The sequence below is a fragment of the Bacillus sp. MMSF_3353 genome (assembly GCF_030733445.1).
GTDB classification, from domain to species: Bacteria; Bacillota; Bacilli; order Bacillales; family Bacillaceae_G; genus Bacillus_A; species Bacillus_A wiedmannii.
Genome location: NZ_JASHJA010000031.1, coordinates 14,699 through 27,909, shown reverse-complemented (window position 1 = coordinate 27,909; position 13,211 = coordinate 14,699). Strand labels below are relative to the sequence as shown.

The window sequence follows — 13,211 nt, the reverse complement described above, 5'->3', positions numbered from 1 at the left end:
TAATATGTTACATATTTTCGAATTTTGTAAGATAAATTACCTTCGCTTTGTCTTGTTCTGTAATTCCCATAGCTGGATCCCCTTTCTTCTTTTATATAGGAAATCCATGTCTTATAAATCATATATTTCCCTTCATCTACGGACTATTTCAATGAATTCCTTAAGACAAACGATTCATTTATTTCCTTCGTATTTAATCTATTTCTAAACATTTCAGATATATTCTTTGATAAATCCCACTATATTCATTCCATATTTTTCTCTCCTAAATGAACCGTCGTACATATTATCCACAACATATTTATAGGTTTTTATATTATTTTTAACAAAATCTGCTTACATTTAAATAGACATACAACTTTAATCTGTCAACTCCACCTATATTGATAAATATAAAAAATCGGATTTATTCGACAATTCAATGACTTATAACAGGAAAATATATACATTAAATGAAACCTGATATATCTTTAATTTGTAAGTTGTAGTTAGTTGGCCAACTTTCTATACAATTTAATAATTAAAAATATGGGGGATCTAAAATGAATCAAGTATTAAGAAAAAGTAAGAAAAAAATGATGTATCTAGTTGGTTCACTTCTAATTTCTCTATCAATGTTTTCAACTACTAGTTTTGCAGCTACAGAAGGTGCTGTAAAAAGTGTTACAAATAGTACCTATACTGGGATTGCAGCTGATATAAATCTACCAAAATCAGTTGTTGTTAAAGATGGGTATGTGAATTGGTATTTAGGTATTGGAGCATCTAAAGTTGAGGGTGGTATTTCCAAAACACCAAGTGGATATAAAGTATTTCTAAATTCAGGATATAATGAATCAGGTCAAAACAGTAAGTATTGGAACACACAGTATGATGCATCAATTAAAGATGGTGATCGAGTAAACCTTAAAATAGTTAATAACGGAAATGGTACGGTTACTATGTATGTAAATGGAAGCCCTAGATATGCAAATCAGCCTGTATATGGCTCATTTTCTCAATATGAACCTGTAAAAATGGTTCAGGGGGTTGAAGATACTGGACGCAATTCCTTTAGCCAAGCTAGCTTTTCAAACGTACTTCTAAGAACAGATACATCTGGGGCTACCTACAAAAGTTGGAACGGTTCAATTTCTTCCTCATTTTCAAGACACGGTACTTATGGTAACAATTTCACAGTTTATTCTCAAGTACCATTAAGCGCAAGTTTACGCTAAAGGTGTTATTTGAATCATAATGTTTTTGAAAAAAAGTAGTTGCACATGCAGCTACTTTTTTCTATAGAGTACATTGTAATAGATATCAGCGCCAATATAAATAACATCTTTCAACTTTTTCAAAAGTAAGCTGTTTATTTAAATGTTATGTACAAAAAAACGTAGAAATATTTAATCTCTACGCTTTTTATAGGTTAATCAATTCATTAATTTACTATTACAATTCCTCAAATTCATCAATTTCAGCCTTACGCTTTAAAAATAGTTCCATATCTTTATTCTCTCTTTCTATTAAACCAAGAGCATGTGTATCATCCAAGGCTAACTCTTTATATCCCCATATATAATCTATAGTTGTATCTTTGACATGTCTGTGTTCTGCACAATACCATTCTATAGGTTGTAACGCATCAGATATTTTAAATAATTCTGCTGGATACCATGATGGCATATTTTCACGTTCTCCTAAGATTAAGTATGTTAATTCACCACTTTGTAACTTACATATGCCATAAACAACATACTCCTTCTTAATAACTAAGTTAAATATTTCCTCGGTTGCCTTTGTTAGATAATCTCCAATGTTGTACAAACAAGCTACTTTCATAATAAACGCCCCTTATTCATTTTTTATCTTTAAATTTAAAATCATCAAATTCACCAGTTTTTGTATTTTTTTACATAATGTATTTCCACACCATTTACACTATGGGCCATTTTGACCTATCCATCTTCATTAGGCTATCTAGAATCGTTCATAGTTACAGTTACCCTTATTTTCTAATACTCTCTGGTGATTAAATTTTTACTTAATACTAAACAAACGTAGGAATCAATGATCCTACGTTTGTTTATAAAAATCTATTTATTTAACAATATTTTTTACGTCTCCAATACGTATATCACCATCATGATGATACTCAATAACATACCCCATATCTGGTGAATATATCCAAGTATCAAAACTAACAGCTGTAACATCATATATTACATTTAAAACTTGATGTAAATTTGTTTTGATTACTGGTACTCTAGCATTATCCCAAATAATATATACTGTCTGAGAATATGTTCCAAAACAGTTCTGTAGATATAATTTTATTTCATCCTCATTATATAAATCACCATAGTTTTCAATGTTGGACCAATCTACTCTCCCCCATTGTGTAATAGGGAATGCATTTTCAAAACTTTTTACTACCATTTTCCCTTGAGTATTCTCTAAAATTTCAATGTCTTCACCTAATGCTTCAATACACTCTTCCAACAATGTTGCCATTTTATTACCTCATTTATTTAGATATTTTAATAATGATTTAAAGGTTTCTTCGTCTCCTTCAAAAGGAATTGCATATTTAATTGCTTTATCTTTTTTTCCATTTCTAAAATCTTCTACATTTATATGCATCCCTTTACTAGGATCATAATCTAATCGCCATCTTGCTTTATGATCAGCTGTCTCTCTGCCAACAATTTTACCATAACCAGCGCTTTTTTCCATTGTTCCTATAAATGGTTGTGAATCTGCCCCAAAATCCCCCAATAAGCTCATTGCTTTATTTCTTGCTTGTTCATATATTTGAACCTTATCAAGAACAATCTCACCTGAACGACCACCTTTAGCAGCTGCTTCTAGTGCCTTTCCTTTCTTTTCAAGATCGCCAATCTTCCCTACAACCTTACCAACAACTCGTGTTGTACCACCAGATACAACGGCCAATGTGCCCCATACATAATCGTCTGGACCGTATTTTTGACCTGTTACTAAGTCTTCACCTTTGATAAGTTGTCCAATTTCTTTTCCTGTACCAATTATTGGTATAATACCCAATACGAATGATAAATTATTAAATCAAGATTTATTATTATGCAAAATTACATTTAAATTGTAGTTGATAATCATTCTTATTGTAACTATAATGATTACATGTTAGGTGATATACGAAAGTTATTTACCAATTAAACCTAACTGCGCATTTAACTACAACCGGAATGGAGATGTTATAAGGTATGAAAAAAATCATTTTAGCTGGTGCATTAGGAATTGCAGCTCTTGCAGGCACAAATCTACCAGGATTAGAAGTAACAAAAGCAAGTGCAGCTTCTATCGAGTCAAATTTATCAACAATTGAAGGGCGTGTAGTTGAGGTTACTGATAATGTTATCTCTGTTGAATCAACAAAGTATTCAGAGCCTATTAGTATTTATTTCAACTCTACACCAAATGTAAAAGTTGGTGATCAAATAAAAGCTACTGGTGCAATGATGCGTAATTTTACGGACTATATGGTTGCAGAGTCAATTGAAAAGGTTCAAGGTACTGATACATTACACCAGGGAAGTTATTTAAAACATGTTTTTGCATACGAATATGAAATAGGACATGTTACAAAAGTAGATAAGTTTAAATCTGGAATAGAAGAATATAATTATGTAATTGTTCAATATACTGGAAATGACGGAAGTAAACGTAATGTTACAGTTTATTTGACACACGGGCAGAAATTTAATGTAGGTGAAAAGGTTAAAGTTCATATGGCGAACGCTGAAAGAAGTAATGAGTGGTCGATAACAGATGAGATTGAAAAAGTTAATGATTCTCAAGCATTAACTGATGATCGATGGATTTGGTCTTAATATAAAATTGTATTTTTTCTCTTATTGAAAAGAATTATTTGTCTTGGTTAATTTCTTTTGTTAGTAATATGAAGAATTGAAATATTATCCAACTAACTAAATGTATAAACCTTTTAATCGAAAAGAACTTGTAGATAAAACTACAAGTTCTTTTTACTTTTCCAAAAAACAAGCGAAAGTAAACAAATATTCAAAACTTCATATTTATAAACCAATCTGTTCAAAATCGATTGTATATTCTATAGCAATATTGGTTCTTTAACGGTTGGTAAAAACTCGATACTCATAGCGTAATGTAATAGCAAATTGATATACTCTTGATTTGGCTCTAAACAATGTATATTCTTCAAATATCCTTGCGTGTATAAACAAGATGGTATAGCTACTGATAACTCTTCTACAGATTCTAATAAAGGCATTATGAGCTCTAAAGCTTTCTGTTCATCAGTAGTTAGATTCGTATTAAAAAACTTCTCTATATACTTCTCTTGTTTCATTAGCAGGATATCGTATCCAAAAGATTGTAAACTATTAATAAATTGATCCCATTTAAGCTGATTTGGATTACAGATATGCATGGTTTTATTTACTGTATTGGCCTTATAAGATAATTCAGTAATAGCTAAACTTCCATAGTCTACAGGCGTTAAATCTACATACGTATTGACGTCAGGAGCTATGCTAGATAGGCATATCCCTTTTAATAATCTATAAAATGCGTTTTCATTAATATTGTATTGAAATTTACCTGTTTTAGAGTTACCCACTAAATTCCCCACACGGTATATCGTGGCACGAACTCCTTTTTCCATTGCTTCTCTGACCATTTTCTCGCCTTGAAACTTACTTTCTAGGTACAGATTATCTAAATTTTGCCCTCTATCAAAATTAGACTCAAAGAATTCAAATTCTTTTGGATCGCTTTCAGCCTGACCTACTACACTTAAAGTCGATATATAATGAAAACGTGCATTTGTGTTCTTAGCTAATTCCAATAAGTATTTTGTAGACTGAACATTTACCTTTTGAAAATGCTCACGTTCTCCATAGTGTCTAACTTCTCCACCACAATGTATGATTGACTCTACCTTATTCTTTAAATGGTCCAATTGCTTTGAATCTAGACCTAGATTCATCAAAGATAAATCTCCTTCAATTAATTCTACTCTCTCCTCTAACTTTTGAAGGATTTCTTTACCGAAATAAAACTCCATTCTTTCTTTTAACTTTGCACCAATTACTTGATTCTCATTTTTTCTTACTAAACAGTATATAGTCGTAGATGGCAACTGTAATAACCGTTCTAAAATATGTGCCCCTAAATATCCTGTTGCCCCTGTAAGAAAAACTGCTTTTGGATAATTCACCATATCTAACTCACATTCTTCTAATTTAGTTGTTTCATAAACAGGAGTCGTTTTCGTTTCATTTTCCATACGAGCTACATTCATATTTTTCTCTTTCTTGAACGACATATCTTCCATCTCTTCAATATGAGAGGCTAATTTTTCTATTGTTCTATACTTAAAGAAATCTTGAATTTTCAAGTTAGGGTATAACGGTTTTAATTTGACTAATGCCGGCATAATTTTTAAAGAATGTCCACCCAAATTAAAGAAATCATCTTTTAAACCTATAGATTTTATGTTTAGAACTTCAGACCATACTTTTGCAATGTTTTTTTGCACTTTAGTTTGAGGCTTAAGTATACACTCATCGTTTTGCTCATTATCAAACTCTATTTCTGGCAGTTTTTCGAAATCAATTTTCCCATTAGCCGTTATTGGTATTTCTAACACATGAGAGTAATATTTAGGGATCATATATTCTGGCAATACATTTGATAAATATAAAGCTAACTTATTTTTCTCTATTTCTAAACCGTCCACTGTTTTATAATAAGCTTGCAATAGCATTCCATCTTTCGTTTGTGTTACCACAGCCTGATTTATCCCCTCAAATTGTAATATTGCATCTTCTATCTCCCCTAGTTCAATTCTGTGCCCTCTAATTTTAACCTGCTTATCTTTTCTTCCCATAAATTCTATATTTCCATTTGATAACCACTTTGCTAAATCACCTGTTCGGTATAACCTTTTACTGTTATCTTCTGAAAATGGATTTGCAATAAATGCCTGTTTTGTTTTTTCTTCCTGCTTCCAATACCCTTGGGCTAATCCTAAACTCTCAATATATAATTCGCCAATGCCCCCTACCGGACAATGTTGCATATATGAGTTCAATATGTAAACCTTTGTGTTAGAAATTGGAATGCCAATCGGTATACTACCTAAAATGTTATTTTCGCATTCTAAGTCTGGTATGAAATAATACATCGCTGAAACAGTTGCTTCCGTAGGACCATACTCATTTACCAGTTGTACTTGGTTTTTAAAAGTATTTTGCCAACTCCTAATAGCATTTGTTGATGCGGCTTCCCCTCCCATTATCATAAATCTTAACGAACGTATCTTTTCACTATCCAGTTTATTTAATGAAGTCGATAGTTCATTAAAAAATACTGTTGGTAAATCAGAAATAGTTGCTTGTATTTCTTGGACAGCTTGGGCATATGCTGCAGTTGAATAGCGCTGTTCATCACTTAATACATATAGTTCCGCCCCATTTAACAAAGTAGAAAAAATTTCCGATACAGAAGAATCAAAACTATGGGAATAAAACTGTGTTACTTTATCATTTGGTGAAATATGAAATACTTCATTTCTCCATTCAACTAAATTTAATACTCCTTTATGAGTTAATAATGTACCTTTTGGTTTGCCTGTTGATCCTGAAGTATAAATTACATAGGCCAAGTCATCTGGTTTATTTAAAATTTTCACATCACCATTTATTTTCGTACAATATATATCCTCTATTATTGAAACGTTATAACTACTTGAATTCAAATGATTTTTGTATTTGTAATTCGTTATAATTCTACATGCCTCGCTGTCACTTACTATATAATTTATTCTATCCTCAGGGTATTTAACATCGATTGGTATATAGGCAGCACCGGCTTTTAATATTCCAATCATAGAAACGATACTACTCATACTTCTATCTAAAAATATGGCTACCTTGTCACCTTTTTTTATACCTTTATCAAGCAAATGTTGCGCTACTTGATTAGAACTCCTATTTAATTGCCTATATGTTAAAGACTCTGTTTCAGTCGCTATAGCAATCCGATTTGATTGTGTTTCTACTTGCTTATAGAATTGCTCCTGTATATTTTGAAAATAAGGATACGGTCTTTCTGTATGATTTACCTTTCTATATAGAGATTCCTCTTCCAGTGATAGGAATGAAAGATTCTCATATGCCACTGTTCTTTGATGAATAAATGCGTCCAGTATATTAAGTAAATTTTGAGTAAACCTATTAATTGACTCTTCCTTGAAAAGATTAATATTATACTCAAATGAAATCTCTACATAATCCGATCCTTCTTCAACAGCTAAAGAAATGTCAAACTTACTAACATCTTGTTTATTAGGTAACAATTGAAGCTTGTACGCATCATGTTGTTGCAAAATATCTTTCTGGTAACTAAACATAGTAGAAAAGATCGGGTTATTTCCAAAGCTTCTATCAGGATTTATTTGCTCAATTACTTTATCAAATGGGTATGATTGGTTTTGGAAAGAATTCAAACATTTTTCTCTCACTACTTGTAATAGCTGTTTTAAATTTTTTACATCATTTAATTGTGTTCTAATAGCTAAAGTATTTACAAAAAATCCTTGTATTTGTTCAAATTCTTGATAATTCCTTCCAACAACCGGTGTACCTACAATAATGTCTTTTTGATCCGTTAGATAATGTAACAATTGAATATATGCTGCGAAAAATAGCATATACATCGAAACATTCTCTTGTTCACATACTTGTTTCAAAGACTCTTTCATTTTATTATCTAACTTCATTTCAAATACTGTACCTCTATTTGTACCTTGATGATTCTTACTAAAATCTAAGGGAAGATTTAGTATAGGAAGAGGTGCTGCAAGTTCGGCCATCCAATAAGATTTTTCTGTATCCCACCGACCTAGATTTAACTGCTCTTGTTCCCACTCAACATAATCTACATATCGATTAGAGATAGTTGGCAACTCAGGATTTCTTCGTTTAGCAAAGGCACTATATACCTTCATTAATTCATCTAATAAATTCCTTACACTCCACTCATCAGTAATAATGTGATGTAAATTGATATATAAATAGGATTTTTTCTTATCAAGATTAAAAATTCTAATCCAGAAAAGCGGTCCATTTTCCAAATCAAATGGTGTATGATCCGTTTGATTTATTGTTCTACGTATATATTCTTGTTGTTCCTTTTTAGCCATGTGTTCAATCTCATGGTGTATCAAGTCAATCGCTATTGATTTTAATATGACTTGTCTAGGCTCCCCATTTTTTTCAATAAACACTGTGCGGAGCATCTCGTGTCGTTCAACTAAAAACCTTATGGCGTCCTGTAAAATATCTTTTTTCAAACTCGGCTCAATATATATGTGTAGTGGTGTATCGTATACTCTATTAATAGCGTTTGATTTATTTAAAAACCAGATTCTTTTTTGAGCACTTGATAACTGATAACTTTCCTTATCTGCAACTTTTAATATTTGCATCTTCTGTTCTTCTCTATCATGATTTGCTTCCATTAATTTATCGATGTAAGCAGATAGACTAGCAATTGTTGTATGCTCAAAAATATCTCTAATTTCTATTTTCAAATGAAACTTTTTTTGAATTTGATTTAATACTTGCACAGCAATTAGTGAATGTCCCCCAAGTTTAAAAAAGTCGTCATCTCTACTGATTCTATATTTCCCTAAATTTAAAATCTCTGACCATGTTTTTGCCAACCTTTTTTCTGTGCCACTTATTGGTGGTATATATTGATTTTGCATATTTTCAAGTAAAGATGGGATTTGTAATTCTAATTTTTTTCTATCAACCTTACCACTTGGTGATAATGGAAATGTTTTAAGATGAAATATATAATTTGGCATCATAAAATCTGGTAATCTTTCACTTAAGAATGTTTTTAAGTTCTCTTGTTTTATCTCTGTATTGTCTTTTGATACATAAAAGCTAGCAATTTTGTCATTTTGATAAGTTACTACTACTGCATCTTTTACCTCTGGGTGTTTAAATAATGCTCTTTCTATTTCATCAAGCTCAATTCGATACCCACGTAGTTTTACTTGATTATCTTTCCTTCCGATAAATTCTAAGTTTCCATTTGGTAAAAGACGTACTAAGTCCCCAGTATGATATATTTTTTTATTGCGATTATATGATTTTTCGAAAGAAATAAATGCCTCTTCTGTTTTTTTCTTTTGATTTATATATCCTTTAGCAACCCCATCACCACTAATGAATAATTCACCTACTACTCCTGACGGGCATAACGTGTTGAACGGACTGACCACGAAAACTTTACTATTAGCAATTGGTTTACCTATTGGGATATTAGAAATTTCTTCTTTTATCTCATGATTTACTTCATAAATGGTTGTACATACAGTAGCTTCAGTAGGACCATATGCGTTAAGAATTGGAATCTTTAACCCTACTTTACTTTGCCATTTACGAACTGATTCAGCAGGTATGGTTTCCCCTCCCACAAATACACATTTTAAGGAATTTAATTTAAGCAACATTTCTTTAGGCATATCAGCTATTAATTTAAAAAATGCAGTTGGTAAAAGAACAAATGTAATACCATTCTTGTTAATTACATTTATAAATTCTTCTGCAGAACGTTTTTCCATTTCAGAAATTACATGCATTCTTCCTCCGCATAACAAAATCGGAAACATTTCCATAATGGAGGCATCAAAAATCATTGTTGCAAATTGTAAAAATACATCATTTTTGTCTAAATTAAATTGATTCATTAATGAATATGATAAATTAATTACTCCTCTATGTGGTACAACTACTCCTTTTGGTAAACCTGTTGAACCTGACGTATAGATAATATACGCAGCATCTTCTATGGTATGTGTAGGCGCAATATTTTCTATAGAATTAGCGTAATGAAAATCTTCTAGATAAATTGTATGAATCGCAAAACTTTCAACCAATCTCCTGTATTCTTTCTTCGTAATAATCATTTGACTTTCGCTATCTTTTAAGATGTATTCTATTCTTTTTTCAGGAAACTTTGGATCGATTGGTACATAAACTCCACCTGATTTTAGTATACCTAGAATGCATACAATTGTATCGATCTCTCTCACCATAGTAATACTTACACGCTGTCCCTTTTTTATATCATTTTCACGTAAATAATTCGCAATTTGATTTGACCTTTGCTGCAATTCATAATAGGTAATCGATTTATCCCCCATTGAAATCGCTATTTGATTTGGCGATTTTAATGCTTGTAGATCAATTAATTGATCTAATGTTTTTAAATTAGGATATGCAAGAGTATTTGAGTTTATATCTTTGTATAAACGATGATCCTTTTTTAAAAGTAAATCCAATGAATGGATAGGTTCGTTCACATTCTTCATTAGTTTTTGTAACAAATATATATATCTTTCAACTAAATCATTCATACTATCTGGTTTATATAATGCTGAATTATAGTCAACCTCAATTTTATTCTCTGTTTCCCCTTCATATCTCATTATTCTCCAGGTCATGTTAAAAGGATTTACTCTTTTACAATCTGTTAAAACTGTGGACTCAATATCGGGAATTTTCAATTGAGGTATCCTTACCGTATTAAATGCTGTTGAATAAATCATATTATGATGTGTATTATTATTTAGATTTAAATCTCTTACTATATGTGAATATGGATTATGTTTATACTTAATAGCCAAATGAACAGATTTATTCACCTTGTTAAGTATTCCCTTAAATGTATCACCTTTTTCTATTGTTATACGTATAGGTAATGTATTAACAAAATAACCAAAAGCATTCCCTTCTTCCGTTTGTGGTCTAGTATTAATTGGAATACCTACAATAATTTCTTCAGCATTTGTCATTTGATGAAGCAAGGCACAATAAGTACTTAACATAACCCGATAGACACTTATGTTATTTCTTTTAGCAAAACATTGTATTTGATAAAATAGATCGGCATCAATATTCTTGCTTATATTTTTGTTCGTATACATCGGTTCATTCATTTTATTAATAGTAGCAGGAAACTCTGTAGGAGGTAATTCACCTTGTAAATAATCTTTCCAATAGGATGATCCTTCTATATATATTGCACTGTCAATAAAACCTTCCTCAAATTCTACAAGGCTCTTATAAGGAGATTCTAATACTAAACCCGTATTTTCTTGAAGTAATTCACAATACGTATGAGACAATTGTTGGATAAAAATTCCTAAACTACATCCATCATAAATAATGTGATGAAAAATCATATGTAAAATAAATTCATCTTCACAAAATTTAATGATGTGGAATTTAAACAAAGGTCCCTCTTCTAAACTAAATTTCTCATTCACTATAGAGTCTAAAAATTTTTTAAAAATAGATTTTTGTTCTGTGTTTTTAAAAGCAGTTAAATCCTTAATTGGTATATCAAAGTCTATACTCTTTTGAATGAATTGTTTAATTTTTTCGTCCCTCTTAATAAATAGTGTACGTAGCGCCGGGTGAGATTGCACTATTAAAGTAAGCGCTTTCTTAAGGGTATCTATTTGAAGATTTCCTTTTAGCTTTATTATGTTAGCTTCATTGTTCATAGCATTTTCTAATTCCATTTGATGAGCTATCCATAATGCTTCTTGCCCTACTGTTGCATCCAATTCTTCTACAATTTCATATTGCTTTTGTATTTCCTTCATATGAATTTCTCCTTTTATAAATATTTCAAAACGAATAATATTTACAATTACAACTATATGTACACATTCTGCGATTTGTAAATGTATATTTTCCGACTAAATTCAACATTTATTTCGCTTATTGCATAGTTATTAAAATGATGAATAAAATTCATATTTATACCGTGAAAGTCCATACTTTTATTCAATTTAAGCATAAAAAACCATTTCACTAATAATTCCAATTACTTTTTATAAATTAATCTCATATATATTTATTAAAATATATACTCTAATTTACACCTCGAAAACAAATTCAAGAATATTCCAAATGGTGGCTATATATATTTCTAATAATATAAACTGAAATGGAGGAGTCCGTACATAATGGAATATAGATTATTAGGTAACACGGGATTAATAGTTTCTGAGATAGGATTCGGCTCTTGGGCAATTGGTGGAGATGAATGGGGAACAGTAAAAGATAATGAATCACTTGATGCAATTGAGAAAGCAATCGACTTAGGGGTTAATTTTATTGACACTGCTGATGTTTATGGACTAGGTCATAGTGAAACACTCGTTGCAAAAGCTATAAATAATCGCAGGAAAGATATAATCCTTTCTACAAAAGGTGGTTTAATTGGTCATCATTATGACCCCAATCAACCAGCCGTTTATGGAGATCCTCAAAAGATCATTGATGCGTTTGAGGCTAGTTTACTGCGGCTTAAAACGGATTATATAGATGTGTACTTTTGTCATATTTGGTGGGATAAACCTGAAGAAACAGAAGCCTTTCTACAAGCTTTCCAAACCTTAAAAAAATCTGGAAAAGTGAGAGCTGTTGGCGTTTCTACTAATGATTTAGATTATATAAAACATTTTAATCAGAATAATGATTTAGATGTCGTACAATTCGATTATAGTATTTTGAATAAAGAACCTGAAAAAGACATCCTTCCTTATATTGAAAAACATAATTTAGGTGCTGTGATAAGAGGTCCACTTAAGATGGGAATTTTAACTGGGAAATTTAATCATGAAACTCAATTTCCAGACGATGATTTAAGAAAAGATTGGCCAAAAGAAAAGTGGTTTAAAGATAGCTTAAACACAGTAGAGAAATTACGTTCACTTTTACGTTCAAATCGAAGTTTAGCGCAAGTTGCTTTACGTTATGTTTTAAGTCACGCAGCCGTTTCAGTTGCTATTCCTGGTGCAAAAAATTCTACTCAGGTTGAAGAAAATTCTTCACACTTAACTCGTCCATTATTATTAGATAATGAAATTGAATTCATTAAAAAGCTTTGATCAGATCATTATTCACCTACAAAAATTATGCTGATTCTTCTACCAAATCCATACTACTACTTCTTCTCAACTAGAACATATTTTTAACACTTCCACCCTATTTTTTTCTCTTTCTCCAACAATATCTACAGTTTATAAGGTAGTTGAGCTCTTATATTCAACTACCTTATAATAGTTCTACATTAGAGTAAATTATCTACTACATTAGTTGAATACATGCTAGGAC

The 13,211-nt window shown here is 31.0% G+C and carries 6 protein-coding genes and 1 pseudogene; 3 read left to right on the top strand and 4 right to left on the bottom strand.

Annotation, left to right across the window (positions count from 1 at the left end; genetic code table 11):
• Nucleotides 1–542 precede the first annotated feature (542 nt).
• Nucleotides 543–1,217, top strand: a complete 675-nt coding sequence (locus RBB48_RS27655; RefSeq protein WP_088063447.1) for a hypothetical protein — start codon at nucleotides 543–545, stop codon at nucleotides 1,215–1,217.
• A 217-nt stretch (nucleotides 1,218–1,434) separates the two neighbouring features.
• Here RBB48_RS27655 and RBB48_RS27650 read toward each other — a convergent pair whose 3' ends face one another.
• The 3 genes and pseudogenes from RBB48_RS27650 to RBB48_RS27640 form a co-directional block, all read right to left on the bottom strand.
• The gene (locus tag RBB48_RS27650) at nucleotides 1,435–1,824 is read right to left on the bottom strand and encodes a hypothetical protein (protein WP_306008456.1); all 390 of its coding nucleotides are present in this window, start codon (nucleotides 1,822–1,824) and stop codon (nucleotides 1,435–1,437) included.
• A gap of 258 nt (nucleotides 1,825–2,082) precedes the next feature.
• A complete protein-coding gene (locus RBB48_RS27645) occupies nucleotides 2,083–2,496 on the bottom strand; it encodes a CDI toxin immunity protein (RefSeq protein ID WP_000212604.1) in 414 nt (137 codons plus the stop codon).
• A gap of 9 nt (nucleotides 2,497–2,505) precedes the next feature.
• Nucleotides 2,506–3,063: pseudogene (locus RBB48_RS27640) on the bottom strand (pre-toxin TG domain-containing protein); the annotation flags it as partial.
• Between the two features lie 164 nt (nucleotides 3,064–3,227).
• Here RBB48_RS27640 and RBB48_RS27635 point away from each other — a divergent pair.
• On the top strand, nucleotides 3,228–3,854 hold the full coding sequence (locus RBB48_RS27635; protein WP_088063445.1) for an ATP F0F1 synthase subunit alpha: 627 nt from the start codon (nucleotides 3,228–3,230) through the stop codon (nucleotides 3,852–3,854).
• Nucleotides 3,855–4,093: 239 nt separating this feature from the next.
• Here the strand turns inward: RBB48_RS27635 and RBB48_RS27630 are convergent, their stop codons facing one another.
• Nucleotides 4,094–11,692 carry a non-ribosomal peptide synthetase gene (locus RBB48_RS27630; RefSeq protein WP_306008455.1) on the bottom strand — a complete coding sequence of 2,533 codons (7,599 nt, stop codon included), beginning with the start codon at nucleotides 11,690–11,692 and terminating at the stop codon, nucleotides 4,094–4,096.
• 366 nt (nucleotides 11,693–12,058) lie between these two features.
• Here RBB48_RS27630 and RBB48_RS27625 point away from each other — a divergent pair, with 366 nt between their 5' ends.
• Nucleotides 12,059–12,985 carry an aldo/keto reductase gene (locus RBB48_RS27625; protein WP_306008454.1) on the top strand — a complete coding sequence of 309 codons (927 nt, stop codon included), beginning with the start codon at nucleotides 12,059–12,061 and terminating at the stop codon, nucleotides 12,983–12,985.
• Nucleotides 12,986–13,211 lie beyond the last annotated feature (226 nt).